Below are 17,864 nucleotides of genomic sequence, written 5' to 3' on the forward strand. Positions count from 1 at the left end.
CGATGTGTCTACCACCATAGGTTCGGGTTAGCGCCGCTCATCGGCCAACACAAGGCACGGACGTCCCATGCCTGTGCGCAGATTGCGATTGGCTGCGGATCAACCGTTGAGAACGAGCCGCGCGGCATAAAATCCGTCGAGCCCGGACAACTCCGGCTGTGCAAAAGACAGATGCGAGGGGAGCGTGCGCAGATCGCCGTCACGCGTCAGCCACTCCGCAGCCACACCTGATTCGCCCGCCACGATCGGCCGGCGCTTGAAGTTCGGATGCCGCTCAAGAAAGCGCACGATCTGATTCGCACCCTCTTCCGGCTCTAAAGAGCACGTGCAGTAGAGCAGCGTGCCGCCGGGCACGAGCATTCCCGCAGCATTATCGAGCAGCCGCTCCTGTATCTCCGCCAGCGCTGCGACATCCTCGGGCCGCTTCAGCCGCAGAATGTCGGGGTGCCGCCGGATCGTGCCGGTCGCCGTGCACGGCGCATCGAGCAGCACCGCATCGAAGCGGCGCTCGGGAGACCACGTTCCCGCATCGGCCTCGACAAGCTCCGCGTTGAGATGCAGTCGTTCGAGGTTCGCACGCAAGCGCTGCAGCCGCGTGCCCGCGAGATCAAGCGCGGTGACATGCGCCCCGGCGGCAGCAAGCTGCGCCGTCTTTCCGCCCGGAGCCGCGCACAGGTCGACGACCGATTTATTCGCTACATCGCCGAGAAGTCGCGCCGGCAACGCTGCGGCCGCATCCTGCACCCACCACGCGCCTTCCGCGAACCCTGGGAGCGCGTCGACGCGCCCGCCCGCCGCAAGCCGCACCGAACCTGTCGGCAGAAGTGTGCCTCCAAGACGTTCGGCCCACACTTCCGGCTCCGATTTGACGCTGACGTCCAGGGGCGCTTCGTTCAGCGAGGCGACTGCGATCGCCCGCGCCGCCTCCGCTCCATAAGCCGCCATCCAGCGCTGAAGCATCCACGCCGGAATGTTGAGCGCTACAGCGTCCTGCTGCTCCAGCGCCGCCTTGCCTTCGCGGCCCGCACGCCGAAGCAAAGCGTTGACCAGCTTGTCATAGCGCCCGGCATGGCGGTCCCGACGCGCCTGATCGACCGCAAGACCGACCGCAGCGTGCGGCGGTGTATCGAGAAGCAGAAGCTGCGCCGCACCCGACAACAGGATCGGCCATAGCGCGCCCTGCTTCTTCGGCAACGGCTTCTCGAGATAGCCGTTGAGGATGGCTTCGAGCTGGCCCAGACGCCTCAGCACTGTAGACGCGATAAGACGAGCGAGTGCCCGATCGCGCGGCTCCAGTGTGCTCGATTGAAACTCCTTCGTCAGCGCTCCGTCGAACGCATGGCCTTCGTTCAACACCACACTCAGCAAGCGCACTGCCGCTTCACGCGCTGGTAAGCCCGGCGGCAGCGGGGCACTCGGCTTAGATTGTCGAGGCTGCGAATGGGCACGCCGCGGTTTCTGAATGATCGACGTGCCGCCCTTCGCCACTTGCATCAACCCCACGGACCGCGCGACGCCGAGCGCGCGCCCTGTGACCACGGCCCGTCTGACGTGTCGCCATGATCATCCCCACGAGGAATACCCGTCTGCCCCATCTGCCGCGCCAATGCCTCGAGCGCCGCGATGCGGTTCTCGGTGTTGGGATGCGTCGAGAACAGGTTGTCCATGCCGCGCCCCGACAGTGGGTTGATGATGAACAGCGAGGCGGTCGCCGGTGCGGCCTCCGCCTCCTCGTTGGGGATGCGGTGCGCATAGCCCTGAATTTTCGAAAGCGCCGACGCCAGCGACAGCGGGCTGCCGGAAATCTCCGCACCGTTGCGGTCGGCAACGTATTCGCGCGAGCGGCTGATCGCCATTTGCACCAGCATCGCTGCCAGCGGAGCAATCAAAATCGCCACCAGCGATCCGATCACGCCCGGGCCCGAATTTCCATCGCGGTTGCCGCCGAACAGCATGCCGAATTGCATGTACTGCGCCAGCATGGAAATGGCACCACCGATCGCCGCCGCGATGGTCATCGTCAGCGTATCGTGGTTCTTGATGTGCGCCAGCTCGTGCGCCATCACACCCGCCAGCTCGTCAGGCCGCATGGCCTGCAGCAGGCCGGTCGAAGCGCACACCGCAGCATTCGCCGGATTGCGCCCCGTCGCGAATGCATTCGGCTGGGGGCTGTCCATGACGTAGACGCGCGGCATCGGAAGCCCGGCACGCTGCGCCAGGTGCCGCACGATCCCGTAGTATTCCGGCGCCGTCCGCTCGTCGACCTCGTGCGCGCCATACATGCGCAGCACCATCTTGTCGGAGTTCCAGTAGCTAAAGAAGTTCATCCCCATCGCCAGGATGAACGCGAACACCATACCGGTCTGTCCGCCAACCAAAGCGCCCAGCGCCACGAAGATCGCGGTCAGCACCGCGAGAAGCATGGCCGTCTTGACGTAGTTCATTGTTGTCGCAGCTCCGCCTTCAGCAACCAGAGAGATGCTATATGGAGAGGGACTTTGGCAACCACCAGTCCCGCCCATCAGTCCCGATCCGAGGCCCGTTGCGAGACATGAGCACGAACACTGATAAGCGACCGTTGACGCCTGCCGCCGAGCGCGCCCTGGCCGAGGCAGAGGCTCGCCGCAAGGCACGCGAAGAAAACCAGAAAAAGCCTGCTCCCGAGGTTGGCGGCCGTGACGGCCCCGATCCCGCCCGCTATGGCGACTGGGAAAAAGGCGGCATCGCTTCCGACTTCTGACATCGCTCTGTCTCGGCGCGGCCGTCTCCATTGTTGGCGGCCTGCGCCAAAGGCTGTAGTCAATTGTTAACAGCCTTCAGGAACTCCCAATGCGCCGCCGCGGCCTGACCTTCCTTCGCGCCTTTCTTGCCCTGCTCCTGGCGCTCGTCGCCTTTGCCGCGTTCTGGTTCGGCATCGTGCCGCAGCGTTACGCGCCCTTTGCACCCATCTCACTGGAAGACCCGCCGCACTGGTTCGTCGACTTCAGGCTCGCCGCGCTGCGCCGCGATCCCCAGCAATGCGCAGCGATCCTGAACGCCCCGCACATCCTGGCGACCCCCATTGCCGATAAGGTCCAGACCAACGGCTGCGGTTGGACCAATGCCGTGCGCGTCGCTGAAGTCGCCGGCGCCGAGATCGGGCTGGGGCAGCTCACGTGCGAGGCCGCCACTGCGCTGGCCTTATGGATGGAGTACGGCGTGCAGCCGCTCGCCAACCAGATGTTCGGCAGCCGCGTCGCCTGGGTACAGGACATGGGCACTTACAACTGCCGAAACATCATCGGCAACAAGCGCTGGATCGACATGCGCAGCCAGCACTCGTTCGCCAACGCGGTCGACATCGGCGCCTTTCGCCTCGCGAACGGCAAGCAGATGAGCATCACCGCCGACTATAAGCGTGACACCCCTGAGGGCCGCTTCCTGCGCGAAGCTCACCGCCGCGCCTGCTACTATTTCCGCGTCGCGATCGGACCTGAGTTCAACGAGGCGCATCACGACCATTTGCACCTCGACCGCGGCACGCTCGTCAGCTGCAAGTAGCCTAAGCAGCCTTGCTGCCCCGGCGCGCAAAGTCTTCGATCGTAGTCGTCGGAGCGCCGAGCTCGTCCCAGGTCTCCTGCGCCTTGAATGTCTCCGGATAGTTCAGCACCGCGTGCATGATGCGCGCGTTGAAATCGAGTTCGCGCGAGAACAGCCCGCCGAGCCTCACGAGCCACAACGGCACACGCGTGATTTGCAGCCGCCCGCCCGTAGCCCCGACATACCGTTCCGCCGCTTCATCGTAGGTCAGCGGTTGAGGTCCCTGGATGACGTACTCACGCCCCGCGGCCGACGGCAAAGCGAACGCCTTCGCAACCTGGCGCCCATAATCGTCGCCCGCGATCCAATAGTTGGGATGCTTCGCACGTCCCAGCATCATCATCCGCGTCCCGACGACGTGCCGCTGTTTCAGCGTCTCCATGAAGTTCGACGGATAGAAGATTGTATACGCGATGCCCGACGCTTTGATGCGCGCGAGCGCCTCGCGCCAGATATCGATCACCCACCAGCGGCTGTCCGTGTCGTGCACCAGCGCAGAGAGGTACCCAATGCGCCCAACTCCCGCATCGCGCGCTGCCGCAAGAATGTTTTCCAGTCCCTGCTTTTCAGTGTGAAAATCACCCGGCGCTTCGCCCGGCGCTACCGACAAGCTGAGGTAGATGGCGTCCTGCCCCGCGAGGCCGCGCCGCAGGCCAGCAACGTCCCGCACATCCGCCTCGACGACAGCGACTTTGCTTGGAAGCACGCGCCGCGCCTTGTCGGGGTTACGCACCAGCGCGGTCACCTCGAAGCCAGCGTCGGCCAGCGCTCGTACGACCGGCAGCCCTAGCATTCCCGTGGCGCCGATCACGGCAATCTTGCGGATAGGTTTCATGGCTGCGTCGCACCCCGATCGCACCACCAGTCGTCGAGCGCCATCGCCGCTGTAACCGCCTTGGCGCCCAGTGACCCGATGGGCTCGGGCGGCAGCGGCAGCGACCGCCTGTTGACGAACCACAGATCCGTGAGGTCGGTTTTCTTGTCGAGGATCAAGTCGCGCAGGATGCGTCCGTTCATGTGTGCCAGCGCAACGCCGTGCCCCGTGCAGCCAACCGAATAGGCAGCGGCGCCACCATGCAGCGTACCGATCTGAGGCGTTGAATCCGCCGTCACCGAGAAGGCCCCGCCCCAGCGATGCGCAATCTTGATACCGGCCAATCCGGGAAATGTCGTCGCGATGAATTCCTCCAGATGCCGCCAGGCCGCAGGATGCGTGTCATGATTCATGCGGCCACCGAGCGGCACGAACCCCGGCCCGCCACCCATAAGCAGCCGGTTGTCTGGCGTCAGGCGATAGAAGTGCATGAAGTTGCGGCCATCCTCGACGCCCTCGCGCCCCGCCCATCCGATCGATGCTCGCTGCGCCTCGCTCAATGGCTCCGTCACGACGATGAACACGAATGCCGGCAGCTGCTTTAAACGCATGCCGGGAATGAGGTGCGTATAGCCATTCGATGCAAACACGACCTTTTCCGCAGTCACAGTCGCGCCGTTGCTCTCCAGGCGAAACCTGCCGCCCTCGCGGCGCACATTCTTCACTGGCGAATTCTCGTAGATCTTCGCGCCCGCGCTCTGCGCCACGCCCGCGAGCCCATCAACCCACTTGCGCGGATTGATGAGACCGCATCCCGGCTCGACCATCGCGCCGAGATACGTCGGCGAGTGCACACGCGCACTGAGTTCCTCGGGACCGATCCACTGATGCCCGTGGATACCGAGCGCTTCCAGCGTCGCAATCTCGTCCCTGATGCGCGCCGCATACCGCGGCGTCGTCGCCACCTTCAGAAATCCGCTTCGCTGGTAATCGCAATCGAGCGCGTGTTCTTCCAGCATCGTCTCAAGTGCCGCGATCGAGCGCTCCATATGCGCATGCGCAGCGCGCACCTTCTCCGCGCCATGCAGCGTCTTCATGAGGCCCAGCGACGCGCCGAACAACGTCATCACGAAGCCGGCGTTACGCCCGCTCGCACCGTACCCGACCGTCTCGCTTTCCAGCACTGCCACATTCAGCGACGGGTCGGCTGCCTTCAGATGATATGCCGTTGAAAGCCCGGTGTACCCTGCACCTACGATCGCAACATCGACCGACACGTCACAGTCAATCTTGCGCCCCGGCGCACGTGTGACCTTGCTGCGGTCCCAATAATTGTCCGCGCGCAAATGTGTCTCGGCAGCCATGCGATCATCCATACTTTGAAAATTGGTGCGGCCGTGCAATGCACTCACCCTAGCACAGCCCGCTGGGCAGTCATTCGACTGCCCTTAAGCCGCGACCGGCATCGCCGGCGACGCGATATTGCGGACTTCTTCGACGATGCGGGCCACGAACGCGCGCGTGCTTTCGACCACCACATGGCGCTGCTTGTCGAGCGTCACCATGTGATAGCTGTCGTTCAGCACCACGAGGTCGACCTGACCCGTCAATTCGCCCTTGAGGTACTCGGCATTGTTGATGGCTGCGTAATCATCTTCCAGCGAGTGCACGATCAGCGTCGGCTGCTTCACGCGCGGGAGGAGCTTCTTCGCAGCATCAACCATGCGGCGATGCTCGAGAACCATCGTCGCGGGGACACCGGCGCGGCCGTATTCGCAGCCCTCACCAGAAAGGGCCTGCTGCACGAACTGGCGCACGCGGGGGCACTTGATGCCGAGCGAAGCAGCGTCCGGGAAAGTCATAAAGCCAGCGAACCAGCGCGACCGCACCAGCTTGAACAGCCGCGCCGTCCACGGCATCGCCCAGCCATTCATCCACAGCGTCGGCGAGAACAAGGACACGCCCTGCACCTTGCCGGGGTTCCGCGCGGCGAGATGGAGGCCGAGGATGGCACCCATGCAGAGACCGCCGACGATGACCGTGTCGCACTCGCGGCGGAGATCGATCAGGGCCGCACGCGCCGACATGTACCAATCCTGCCAGCTGCCGGTGTTTTCGTTGCCGTGTCCAGCGAGCTGGGGAACGTGCACGGTGTAGCCAGCGCGGGACAGCCCCATGGCGACGAAGCGCATCTCAGCGGGCGTACCGCACAGCCCGTGCAACAAGAGCACGCCAACCCTGCCACCCTCGAAACGCAAACCCTTGGAAGCCGTGTCCTTCGACGTCGTGTGCAGGGTGGCGGTCATGGCGCTGTCTCCTCATTCGATGAAGACAGGCTATGGGGACGGCCGCCGCGCCGCTGTTCCGCGCGGGACTCGGGCCAGATCTATTGAGAAGGCGAGACTGAAAAGCGAAAGGGCGCCCCGCAGAGCGCCCTTCCCTTCACCACAATACCAATGAATTACGGCAGCTTAGCTCGCCGCGTCTCGCCGGTTCTGCCGGTTTTCGATCAGATCCTGCACCACCGCCGGATCGGCTAGGGTCGAAATATCCCCCAGGTTGGAGAACTCGTCCTCGGCGATCTTGCGCAGGATGCGCCGCATGATCTTGCCCGAGCGGGTCTTCGGCAGGCCGGGCGCGAACTGGATGAGATCGGGCGACGCGATCGGACCGATCTCCTTGCGCACGTGGGCGGTCAGCTCTTTCACCATCTCGGGGCCAAACTCCTCCCCGCTGACGAGCGTGACGTAGCAGTAGATGCCCTGGCCCTTGAGATTGTGCGGATATCCGACCACAGCCGCCTCGGCGACCTTCGGATGCGAAACCAGCGCGCTCTCGACTTCCGCGGTACCGAGCCGGTGCCCGGAAACGTTGATCACATCGTCGACGCGGCCGGTGATCCAGTAATAGCCATCCTCGTCCCGGCGGCAGCCGTCTCCGGTAAAATAGGTGCCGGGATATGTGCTGAAGTACGTCTGCACGAAGCGCTCGTGATCGCCATAAACCGTGCGCGCCTGACCGGGCCAGCTGTCGAGGAGGACGAGATTGCCGGTGGCAGCCCCTTCCAGGGTTGCGCCCTTATCGTCAACCAGCGCCGGTTGCACACCGAAGAACGGCGTCGTCGCCGAGCCGGGCTTCAGCGCCGTCGCTCCGGGCAGCGGCGAAATGAGGATGCCGCCTGTCTCGGTCTGCCACCACGTATCGACGATCGGGCAGCGATCCTCGCCGACCACGTGATAATACCACTCCCACGCTTCGGGGTTGATCGGCTCGCCGACGCTGCCGAGCAACCGCAACGACGACCGGTCGGAAGCCTTCACGAAATCATCGCCAGCCCCCATCAGCGCGCGAATTGCGGTAGGTGCCGTGTAGAAGATGTTCACCTTCCACTTGTCGACGACGTTCCAGAAGCGCGATTGCGTCGGGTAGTTCGGAATGCCTTCGAACATCAGCGTGGTGGCGCCGTTCGCCAGCGGTCCATAGACGATGTAGCTGTGCCCAGTAACCCAGCCGACATCCGCCGTGCACCAGTAGACGTCGCCGTCGTGATAATCGAAAACATACTGGTGCGTCATCGACGCATAGACGAGATAACCGCCGGACGAATGCACCACACCCTTTGGCGTGCCGGTCGATCCAGACGTATAAAGAATGAACAGCGGATCTTCTGCGTTCATCTCCTCGGGAGGACAATCGGCGGAAACCTTCTCGGTTTCCTCGTGCAGCCAAAGATCGCGCCCGGCTGTCCACGCCACGGGGCGCCCCGTGCGCCGCACAACGAGCACCTTCTCATCGCCCTTGCCGACACGCGCCAGTGCATCGTCGGCATTCTTCTTAAGCGGCACGAACTTGCCGCCACGCACGCCCTCGTCGGCCGTGACGATGAATTTTGATTCCGCGTCTTGTATGCGCCCAGCAAGGCTTTCCGGCGAGAAGCCGCCGAACACGATCGAATGGATCGCGCCAATGCGGGCGCACGCCAGCATCGCGTACGCCGCCTCGGGGATCATCGGAAGATAGATAGTGACGCGATCACCCTTCTTGACCCCGTAGGACTTGAGCACATTCGCAAACTTGCAAACGCGCTCATGCAGCTGCCGATAGGTGATCTGCTCTTCCTGGGTCGGATCATCGCCTTCCCAGATAATGGCGACCTGATCGCCGCGCGTCGCCAGATGCCGGTCGATGCAGTTGGCCGCGACGTTCAGCGTGCCGTCCTCGAACCACTTGATCGAAACATTATGCGGATCGAACGAGGTGTGCTTCACCTTCGTGTACGGCTTGATCCAGTCCAGGCGGCGGCCGACCTCGCCCCAAAATCCGTCCGGATCGCTCACCGAGCGCTCGTATAGCGTCTTGTAGCCATTCTCATCGATGAAGGCGCGCTCACGCCATTCACCCGGAACCGGATAAACCTTCCCCGACATGGGCGTTCTCCCAGAGTTTTTCATCGTTGCCGCCATTATGCCGACGGCGCTTCGTGAGGGCAATTTGGCACTTCGGCGAAGACAGATCCGCGCACAGCAGAACCGCTCCCGCTCCTGGCGCAGCACCATGCAGACAAAGGACGGCAGCCCAATGACCTTGGTCAAAGGGGTTGGCCCCAACCGCGAAAACGCGCCGAAACGCTAATTTCTCAGCCTAGTTCCGATATCGGTACTAGCCAAGGCGCCAGACGCTCGTTCGCTTAATCTCGGCGTCCTCCAGTTCACGCGTCACCGGAACCCGATACTCTGCCGCGACTTCGAACCGTCCCTTCGGAAAATAGTTGCGCTGCGGATCCCCGATCAACGCCACCGCCCCCTTCGCGGCGGCCGCCTCGATGAATCGGGTGACGAGTTCCGCCAGTTGGCGCTCATAGAAGAGATCGCCGACGAGGATGACATCGAAATCCCCCGGCTCGCCCTCGAGCAGGTTCTCCGCCGTCGTCTCTACGGCAACCCCATTGAGCGTCGCGTTGAGTTCCACCGCCGCCAACGACAACCGGTCGAGGTCTGAAGCCAAAGCCGACGCGGCGCCCGCCTGCATGGCGGCAATCGCGGTGAGCCCGGATCCGGAGCCCAGATCCAGCACCTTCTTGCCTGCGAGCAAACCGGGATTGTCGAGAATATAGCGCGCCAGAGCCTGGCCGCCCGCCCAGGCGAAGGCCCAGAACGGCGGTGGCACATTCATTTCGCCAAGCTCGTCTTCAGTCTTCTGCCAGATCGGCAGCGACTCCTCGGCAAGATGCAAACGGACCTCAGGCACAAGCGGTGGCGTCAACACTTGCGTGTTGCCGGCAATGAACGCTTGCGCGGCTTCTCGGCTGTTCAGGTCGAGCCGCGCCGCCGCTTTTGTCATTTCTTTGACTTCTTAGCCGGTCGTTTCAATCCGCCCATGCGGCACACCTCTGCCCACTCCGCCGCCGTCACCGGCTGCACCGAGAGCCGGAACGATTTCACCAGCGACATCTCGGAAAGCTTCGGGTTTTCTTTCACATCAGAGAGCGTCACAGGCTTGGGCATAGCCTCCACGGCGCGCACGTCGACGCACTCCCATTTGCCGGTGTCATCAGTTGGATCGGGATGGGCCGGCTCGATCACCTCGCAAACCCCAACCACCTCTTTGCCGATATTGGAGTGATAGAAGAAGCAAAGGTCGCCGACCTTCATGTCCTTCATAAAATTGCGTGCAGTGAAGTTGCGCACCCCGCTCCAAGGCTCGCCCTTCGCGCCCTTGGCGACCAGATCGTTCCACGAGAATGCATCGGGCTCGGACTTCATCAGCCAATAGGCCGGCATAGTGCAATTCCTGAATCTATGTCGAAACGGGCGTCGCGCACCCCGGCGCCGCTGTCAAGCGTAGACACCGCATTGCGCCAAGCTCAATCTTCGGCTTTCAAAGGCCGCTGCATCAGCTGCTCGATGGCAGCATCGACCCCAAGCTTTCCTTCGACCACGTCGCAGACCGCGCAGGCGATCGGCATCTCGACGCCCTTCTCCTCGGCAATGCGCTTCACCGCGGCCGCCGTATAGACGCCTTCAGTCACCGCAAGTTTGCCCGCCAGCGCTTGAGTGAGCGACTCCCCGCGCCCCAGCGAACGGCCCAGCGACATGTTGCGCGACTGCGGGCTGCCGCACGTAAGGATGAGGTCGCCTAGCCCCGAAAGCCCGATCAACGTCTCCGGGCGCGCTCCCAGCGCCGCTCCAAGACGCCGCATCTCGGCAAATCCGCGCGTAACCAGCGCTGCATGCGCGCTCGCGCCCAGACCCTTTCCGTCGACGATGCCCGCAGCGATCGCCAGCACGTTCTTCAATGCGCCGCCGAGTTCCACGCCGATCACGTCATTCGTCCAGTAAAGGCGGAATGCCGGTCCGCCCAGACGTTCAGCCAAAAGGCGCCCGACCGTCTCGTCCGCACAAGCAACGGTCAGCGCCGCCGGCAGTCCGCGCCCGACATCCGCGGCAAAGCTCGGGCCCGACAGCACCGCCAACGTCACATCCGGCAGCTCAGCGGCGATCACGTCGCCCATCATCTGGCCGCTCGCCTGCTCAATACCCTTGGCGCAGATCACCACGGGTTGCCCCGGGCGCAGCGATGGCCGAAGCACTCGCGCCATCGAACGCACGTGCTGCGCGGGCGCCACCAGCAGCAGCGCGTCGGCTGCAGCCACGTCCGCCAACTCTCCGGTAGCCCTGACCCCCGGATCGAGCGCGACGCCGGGAAGAAAGGTGTCGTTCACGTGGTGCGCATTGATGGCACTCACGACATCAGGCTCGCGCACCCACAGTGCCACGTCGCGGCCCGAGTGGCGCATTGCTTGCGCTAGGGCCGTCCCCCATGCGCCGCCCCCGACGATGCCAATCCTGTCGATCTTCATCGCTGGCCCCCGCCGCAAAACTCGCCCGACGCCCTTGTTAGCACAGCCGCCAGCTTCATGCCTTCACGCCCGCGCCAATAGCAGGCGCCGCATGCATATCGAGCGGCCAGCGCGGACGCACGGGTGCGCCGAGCGGATCGACGAGACCGCGCGCAAGCCGCTCTGCTCCCGCCCACGCGATCATCGCAGCGTTGTCGCCGCATAGGGCAATTGGCGGCGCATGAAAGGTGAAACCCTGCGCCTTGCATAGCTGCTGCAGACGCCCTCTCAGCTTCTCGTTGGCTGCAACACCGCCCGCAACCACCAGACGCAGCGGTGCATCTCCACCGATACGCACCCGCGCCACGTCCATCGCGCGTGCACAGCGATCGGCAACGGCATCGGCAACGGCAGCCTCGAAGGCAGCCGCGATGTCCGCCGCATCCTGATCGCTCAGCGGCGCCAGCTTCTCCGCGGTGCGGCGGACCGCCGTCTTCAACCCCGCAAATGAGAAGTGCAGCTCCGGCCGCCCAACCATCGGACGCGGCAGATCGAACCGGTCACCGCGCCCTCCGCGTGCCGCCCGCTCCACAGCGGGACCACCCGGAAACCCGAGACCGAGCAACTTCGCCGTCTTGTCGAACGCTTCGCCCAACGCATCGTCGATCGTCGTTCCCAATCGCTCGTAGTCGCCGACGCCGCGCACGATCAAGAGTTGCGTATGCCCGCCTGAAACGAGCAGCAGCAGGTACGGCGGCGCGATCCCCTCGGTGAGCCCCACGGTGAGAGCGTGCGCTTCCAGATGATGTACCCCAATGAATGGCAGCCCCTGCGCCAGCGCCAGCGCCTTGCCGGTGATCGCGCCGACGATCAAACCGCCGATGAGCCCCGGCCCCGTCGTCGCCGCAACCGCCGACAGGTCGCCAAGTCCGATACCGGCCTCGGCCAGCGCATCCCGCACAAGTAGATCGAGACACTCGACATGCGCGCGCGCCGCGATCTCCGGCACCACGCCTCCGAACGGCCGGTGCTTCTCCCACTGCGTGCGCACGATGCTGGACAGGATGCGGCCGTCACCCCCGGGCGTGCGCAGAACCACTGCGGCAGCGGTCTCATCGCAGCTCGTCTCAATACCCAGAACGACACCGGGCCTAGCACTTGTCGGCATTGTTTCTTGCATCTTGGGTAGAGACGATACCGCGTTTGCGTTCACGGGCCGGCACAGGCATAGATGGCTCGGCCGCGGCCCGCACCAGGGCAGGCCGCTGATCTGGCGTTCGCGTAGCACCCGGAGAGACGAGCTTGCAAGTTGAAGAGGCTGTGAAAGTCCGCATAGGCACGCGCGGCTCGCCCCTCGCCCTTGCCCAGGCGCACCAAGTGGCCGAGCGGCTCACCGCCGCCCACGGCCTTCGCGACGATCAGTGTGAGATCGTCATCATTAAGACGACGGGAGACAAGATCACCGACCGCCCCCTCATCGAAGCCGGCGGCAAGGGTCTATTCACCAAGGAGCTCGAAGAGGCGCTGTTCGCCGGCGACATCGATCTCGCCGTCCACTCCATGAAGGATGTGCCTGCGTTTCTGCCACCGGGCCTTTCTATCGCAGCCATTCTCGAGCGCGAGGACCCGCGCGACGCTTTCGTGAGCCTCAAATATTCCTCGCTCGCTGACATGCCAGCGGGCGCTATCGTTGGCACTTCCTCGCCCCGGCGCCGCGCGCAGGTTCTTCACGCCCGCCCAGACCTCCAAGTCGTGGAGTTCCGCGGCAACGTGCAGACGCGGCTGCGCAAGCTGGAAGAAGGCGTCGCCGACGCGACGTTCCTAGCCTGCGCGGGCCTCAACCGCCTTGGACTGTCGCAGCACATTTCCGCGATCATGAACGACGATGTCATGTTGCCCGCGGTTGCGCAGGGCGCCATCGGCATCGAAATCCGCACGGGCGACAATAAAATCGAAGATCTGCTCGCCCCGCTGAATGACGCAGATACGGCGCTGTGCGTCGCCGCCGAGCGCGCCTACCTCGCCCAGCTCGAAGGCTCCTGCCGCACGCCGATTGCGGGCTTTGCGCAGCTCGAAGGCGCCAAGCTGCGTATGCGCGGCGAGGTCCTCTCCACCGACGGCCAGCGCGTCCATGTTGCCGACATCGCGGCCGACGCGGATAACGACACCGCGGTCACGCTGGGAGAGCAGGTTGCCCGCACCATCCTGGACGCCGCCGGACCTGACTTTCACGCGGCCGGCTGATGCGCCTGCTGATCACCCGGCCTGAGGCAGAAGCCGCCGCCTTCAGCGCGCAACTGGAAGCTCTTGGCCATTCCGTCGTGGCCGAGCCCCTGTTGCAGATGGAACTGCTCCCCATCGAGACCCGCGCGCTCGAAGGCGGAACGGCGCTCATCGTCACCAGTCGCAACGGCGTGCGCGCTCTCGCCCAAAGCCAAGCGTTCGATACCGCACGCAAGCTGCCAATGATTGCTGTAGGCCCGGGAACCGCCAGCCTCGCCCGCGAGCTTGGCTTTTCCGATATCGTTACAGGGCCTGGCACCGGGGCGGAGCTGGTTCCGATCATAACCGCGCAGGCCAGCAGCCTAGGAGGCGAATTTGCCCACCTCCGCGGAGATGTAGTCGCTTTCGACCTAAAGGAAGCGCTTGCGGCCCATGGCATCGCCGTTCGCGAAATCCCAGCATACCGCAGTCAGCCCGCCAGCGCCCTCAGCCCGCAAACCCAGGCTTTACTGCAAAACCAAGAAGTCGACGCCGTCATCTTGATGTCGCCGCGAACCGGCGCAATCTTCACTGAACTCGTCAAGGCTTCCGGCCTGGAAGCGCCGGCCCGCAACCTCGTGTTGCTGTGCCTCTCTCCGGCCGTGGCCGCGGCCGTTAAGCCTCTCTCCCCCAAGAAGATTGAGGTGGCCGAGAGCCCGAACTTGGAGGCGATGCTGTCCGTAGTTGCCCGTGTAGCAACGCTCTGGTCAGGAGTGTAGGCTAGCGTCCAGCCCGCGTGCCAATGCTTCACGCCCGGACGGCGAGAAGCGGACGTATCCGCAGCGAGGTATTTCAGAAATGACGGCCGATAAGAAAGAGCCCGAGAACAAGCCGGCGGGTTCCGCCTCCGCGCAGGGCCCCCGCCCGCACGCGACCCTTGATCTCAAGGCTAAAGACCTCACTCCCCCGGCACCGGCAAAGCCGGCCACCGCCGACGCCTCGGCAAAGGATAAGCCGTCTACGACCGCAACCTCAGCCGCATCGGCCGCGAGTAGCGCTTCCAGCACGCCTGCCTCCACGACGAAGCCTGATGCCGCCAAAACCGACAAAGACACCAAGAGCGACAAGCCCGCTAAGGACGCCAAACCGACAGTCGGCGCCCCGCCACCCGGCGCCGCCCAGCCGCCCGCTGCACGCGGCCATGGCGGATTCTTCACCCACGTCGCGGCCGGCCTCGTTGGCGGTCTGATTGCGCTTCTGGCCGCCGATGCACTCGTCAGCCAGTTCGGCATCTCACTCACCAGCGAGCCCGACAAGACCGCGGCGCTCGAGCAGCGCCTCACCGCGATCGAAGCATCCCGCAGCCAGCGCTCCGCCTCGACGGAACTCGCCGCCCGGCTCGCCGCCGCCGAAGCCAAACTCAGCAAGGTTGAGCAACTCGACACCAACATCGGCGGCATCAGCCAGAAGCAGGCTGACTTCGACAAGACCCTCAACTCTCTGAACGAGAAGCTCAGCACCCAGGGCGAAGGCTCGCCGGAGGCAGAGCGCATCACCAAGCTCGAGGAACAGCTCGCAACGATGGCCAAGGCCGCCGAGAGCGATCCGCAGAGCGGCCGCATTCCCCAGCTCGCAGCCATCACCGGCAAGCTTGCCGATCTCGAGCAGACTATGTCCATCCAGCTCGACGCCCTGCGCAAGGGCGTCGCCGAGCAGCTTGCGACCGGAATCGGTACCGCCACGGAGGCCGGAGAGGCTGCCCGCGCCGGCGCCCAGCGTCTCGACCGCGAGGTTTCCACCTTGAAGGCCGAAGCCACCGAGAATTCGACTGGACTTAACAGCCTCAAGACCGATGTCGATCAGACCAGCGCCGCGCTCCAGACCGTCCAAGAGGATCTGAAGCGCCTCAAGGCCGACGTCTACGCGCGCCTGGCTGCCTTCGCCCGCCCCGAGGACGTCTCGACGGCGGTCACTCCGCTGTCCGACAAGCTCGCTGCGCTCCAGCAGGACGTGCAAACAGTCCTCAAGAGTGAAGGCGACCGCCGCAGCACCGCCGAGCGCATCGTGCTCTCGCTCGAACTCGCCAACCTCAAGCGTGCCATCGATCGCGGCAAGCCATATGCGACTGAACTCGAGCAGACCCGAAAGGTGGCTGGCGGGGTAGTCGACCTCGCGCCGCTGGACCGCTTCGCCCTCGACGGCGTCCCCACCACGACTGAGCTGCGCCAGCAGTTCAAGCCGATCGCCTTCACGATCATCGACGCCGAGGAGCAGCAGCAGGACGGCTCCATCGTCGACCGTCTGCTGGCGGGCGCAAAGTCGGTAGTGCGCGTACGCAAGACCGCACCGAACGCCGAGGACAAGAGCACTGAGGCGACCGTCGCTCGCATCGAAACGGCATTGAACGAAGATCGGCTCACTGACGTTCTGGAACTGGCAAAGACTCTGCCGGCCCCTGCACGTGAGGCGGCCGCCGAGTTCCTGAGAAAGGTTGAGGCCCGCGAAGCTGTGGATCACGCCCTGTCATCGGTCGAATCCCAGCTCAAGGCCTCACTCGCCGCCGCGCCCGCCCCCGATTCCGGCAAAGCCGCTCAATAGAGCGCTTCAGTAGAGATTGCGTCGCATGCTCCGCCTCATAGCATTCATCGTTGCCATCGCGTTCATCGCCGCCGGACTGGCCTGGCTTGCCGACCGCCCCGGTGAGCTGATCATGGAATGGCAGGGCTACCACATCGAGACGAGCGTGTTCCGCGCGACGGTGCTGCTGGCAGTCTTCGTTGCTGTCGCATTCACCGGCTGGTCGATTGTTCGTAACATCTGGTACAGCCCCGCCGCCGTCGGCAACGTGCTGAGCAAGCGCCGTCAGAAGCTGGGCCTTGATGCGCTCTCCAGCGGCATGATCGCGCTCTCGGCCGGAGACAAGACCGCCGCAACGCGTGCAGCCATCCAGGCACGCAAATCCCTGCCCAATGAACCGCTGACGCATCTCCTGCGCGCCCAGGCAGCCCAACTCACGGGCGACCGCACAACCGCGCGCCGCATCTTCGAGGCCATGCTCGCCTCGCCCGATACCGAGCAACTCGGATTGCGCGGTCTTTTCCTGGAAGCCCAGCGCGAGCACGAAACTGAAGCAGCGCGTCATTTCGCCGAGCGCGCCATTGCGCTCAACCCCAAGCTTGCATGGGCGGTCGACGCACTCTTCGATCTGCAATGCCGTGAGGGCGATTGGGAGGGAGCACTCGACACTCTCGCCGTCGCACGCAAGAACGGACATATCGAACGCCCGTTGGCCGACCGTCGCCGCGCAGTGCTGCTGACCGCGCAAGCTCAGGCCTCCGAAGAAGCTGATCCGGAGCGCGCACTGAACCTCGCAGTCGAAGCCAACAGCCTCGCCACCGATCTCGTGCCCGCGGCCGCCATTGCCGGACGCCTTCTGGCGTCGCGCGGAAACACGCCGCGCGCAGCAAAGATCCTGCAGCGCACTTGGAGCCGCGCCCCCCATCCCGATCTGGCAACCGCCTACGCGTACGCTCGCATCGGTGATAGCCCGCGCGACCGCCTCGACCGCGTACGCCAGCTCGCCGCGCTCAGCCCCAACTCCATCGAAGCGCCGATCGCCGTCGCCAATGCCGCGATCGAGGCGCATCAGTTCGACGAAGCCCGCGCTGCGCTGGAGCCGCTGATCCCATCGCGCATGACACAGCGCGTCGCGACGCTGATGGCACGCATCGACGGCGAGCAGAACGCAGACAAAGGCCGCGTGCGCGAGTGGCTGGCCCGCGCCGTCAACGCCCCGCGCGATCCCGCGTGGACTGCCGACGGCTTTGTCGCCGATCGTTGGATGCCCGTGTCTCCAGTCTCGGGCGCGCTCGATGCGTTCCAATGGCGCGTGCCCGTCGAGACGGTCGAGAAGAATGCCGACGCAGCGCTAGCGAGCAAGCTCGAGGAGCTCGCGGCACTCGGCATGCGAAGCGATGACGACGACAATGCTCCACCCAGCGCGATTGACGACGACGCATCTGCGCGCATCGCACCCGCGGCATCTCCACGCGCCGAGCGTCCGGACCAGTCCGCTGCTGCCAAGGCTGCCGCGACGGACGTAACCGCCGTCACGACGACGGCGGCATCATCCCGGCGCACGCCCACCATCAAAGGCCGCAACGGCGAGCAACCGACCCGCGTGTTCGTCGCTCCGCGCGCGCCCGATGATCCTGGCGCAGACTTCGGAGAGGGCGATCCCGACCTGCCCCTCCGGCCGCAACGCGCCTGATCTCCCCGCGCTCTGGACGCCGGCTGCGCTTCGCCACGCAGCGGCCGTGATCGGTGCGTCTTATCAAGACGATGAGGTGCCACGCGCCCAAAACGGCGCCGGCCAAGGCCCCGGTCATGGCCGAGGTCACACCACCGGCCATTTCAGCCGCTCTCCACAAC

Annotated in this window: 16 protein-coding genes; 6 read left to right on the forward strand and 10 right to left on the reverse strand. The window is 64.7% G+C overall.

All coding sequences use genetic code 11. From position 1 onward, the window contains the following. Positions 1–99: 99 nt before the first annotated feature. Both NDB2M4_RS02300 and htpX read right to left on the reverse strand, forming a co-directional pair. Entirely contained in the window at positions 100–1,494 is a 1,395-nt protein-coding gene (locus NDB2M4_RS02300) for an RsmB/NOP family class I SAM-dependent RNA methyltransferase (RefSeq protein ID WP_083555885.1), read from the reverse strand. Beyond that, positions 1,494–2,444, reverse strand: a complete 951-nt coding sequence (htpX, locus tag NDB2M4_RS02305; RefSeq protein ID WP_072369533.1) for a zinc metalloprotease HtpX — start codon at positions 2,442–2,444, stop codon at positions 1,494–1,496. Before htpX ends, NDB2M4_RS02300 begins: the two co-directional genes overlap by 1 nt. A 107-nt stretch (positions 2,445–2,551) precedes the next feature. Here htpX and NDB2M4_RS02310 point away from each other — a divergent pair, with 107 nt between their 5' ends. Next, positions 2,552–2,740 (forward strand): DUF1674 domain-containing protein, encoded by a 189-nt coding sequence (locus NDB2M4_RS02310; RefSeq protein WP_072369536.1) that lies wholly within the window; start codon positions 2,552–2,554, stop codon positions 2,738–2,740. An 89-nt stretch (positions 2,741–2,829) separates the two neighbouring features. Continuing rightward, positions 2,830–3,540 carry an extensin-like domain-containing protein gene (locus NDB2M4_RS02315; protein WP_072369539.1) on the forward strand — a complete coding sequence of 237 codons (711 nt, stop codon included), beginning with the start codon at positions 2,830–2,832 and terminating at the stop codon, positions 3,538–3,540. Position 3,541: 1 nt separating this feature from the next. Here NDB2M4_RS02315 and NDB2M4_RS02320 read toward each other — a convergent pair whose 3' ends face one another. The 8 genes from NDB2M4_RS02320 to tsaD form a co-directional block, all read right to left on the reverse strand. Next, entirely contained in the window at positions 3,542–4,414 is an 873-nt protein-coding gene (locus tag NDB2M4_RS02320) for an SDR family oxidoreductase (RefSeq protein ID WP_072369542.1), read from the reverse strand. Beyond that, positions 4,411–5,757, reverse strand: coding sequence for an NAD(P)/FAD-dependent oxidoreductase (locus tag NDB2M4_RS02325; RefSeq protein WP_072371678.1), 1,347 nt, complete (start codon positions 5,755–5,757; stop codon positions 4,411–4,413). The genes NDB2M4_RS02320 and NDB2M4_RS02325 overlap by 4 nt, the downstream gene beginning before the upstream one ends. A gap of 84 nt (positions 5,758–5,841) precedes the next feature. After that, positions 5,842–6,699, reverse strand: a complete 858-nt coding sequence (locus NDB2M4_RS02330; RefSeq protein ID WP_072369545.1) for an alpha/beta hydrolase — start codon at positions 6,697–6,699, stop codon at positions 5,842–5,844. 165 nt (positions 6,700–6,864) lie between these two features. Further along, positions 6,865–8,820 (reverse strand): acetate--CoA ligase, encoded by a 1,956-nt coding sequence (acs, locus tag NDB2M4_RS02335; RefSeq protein ID WP_072369548.1) that lies wholly within the window; start codon positions 8,818–8,820, stop codon positions 6,865–6,867. Between the two features lie 232 nt (positions 8,821–9,052). Beyond that, entirely contained in the window at positions 9,053–9,733 is a 681-nt protein-coding gene (locus NDB2M4_RS02345; RefSeq protein WP_072369553.1) for a class I SAM-dependent methyltransferase, read from the reverse strand. Then, positions 9,730–10,173: an EVE domain-containing protein gene (locus NDB2M4_RS02350; protein ID WP_072369556.1), complete on the reverse strand. Its 444-nt coding sequence runs from the start codon at positions 10,171–10,173 to the stop codon at positions 9,730–9,732. The genes NDB2M4_RS02345 and NDB2M4_RS02350 overlap by 4 nt, the downstream gene beginning before the upstream one ends. 83 nt (positions 10,174–10,256) lie before the next feature. After that, complete coding sequence (locus NDB2M4_RS02355) at positions 10,257–11,252, reverse strand: NAD(P)H-dependent glycerol-3-phosphate dehydrogenase (RefSeq protein WP_072369559.1); 996 nt, start codon at positions 11,250–11,252, stop codon at positions 10,257–10,259. A gap of 55 nt (positions 11,253–11,307) precedes the next feature. Further along, positions 11,308–12,399, reverse strand: coding sequence for a tRNA (adenosine(37)-N6)-threonylcarbamoyltransferase complex transferase subunit TsaD (gene tsaD / locus NDB2M4_RS02360; protein ID WP_072369562.1), 1,092 nt, complete (start codon positions 12,397–12,399; stop codon positions 11,308–11,310). Positions 12,400–12,533: 134 nt separating this feature from the next. On the opposite strand from tsaD, the gene hemC reads away from it, so the two are divergent. The 4 genes from hemC (at position 12,534) to NDB2M4_RS02380 (ending at position 17,703) form a co-directional block, all read left to right on the forward strand. Then, on the forward strand, positions 12,534–13,475 hold the full coding sequence (hemC, locus tag NDB2M4_RS02365) for a hydroxymethylbilane synthase (protein ID WP_083555675.1): 942 nt from the start codon (positions 12,534–12,536) through the stop codon (positions 13,473–13,475). Beyond that, positions 13,475–14,212, forward strand: a complete 738-nt coding sequence (locus tag NDB2M4_RS02370; protein ID WP_072369566.1) for a uroporphyrinogen-III synthase — start codon at positions 13,475–13,477, stop codon at positions 14,210–14,212. Before hemC ends, NDB2M4_RS02370 begins: the two co-directional genes overlap by 1 nt. Positions 14,213–14,291: 79 nt before the next feature. Continuing rightward, positions 14,292–16,031, forward strand: a complete 1,740-nt coding sequence (locus tag NDB2M4_RS02375; RefSeq protein ID WP_072369569.1) for a hypothetical protein — start codon at positions 14,292–14,294, stop codon at positions 16,029–16,031. A 25-nt stretch (positions 16,032–16,056) separates the two neighbouring features. Beyond that, a complete protein-coding gene (locus tag NDB2M4_RS02380; protein ID WP_072369570.1) occupies positions 16,057–17,703 on the forward strand; it encodes a heme biosynthesis protein HemY in 1,647 nt (548 codons plus the stop codon). Positions 17,704–17,864: the final 161 nt, after the last annotated feature.

Origin of the sequence: Hyphomicrobium sp. NDB2Meth4, assembly GCF_900117445.1 — a bacterium.
Lineage (GTDB): Bacteria > Pseudomonadota > Alphaproteobacteria > Rhizobiales > Hyphomicrobiaceae > Hyphomicrobium_A.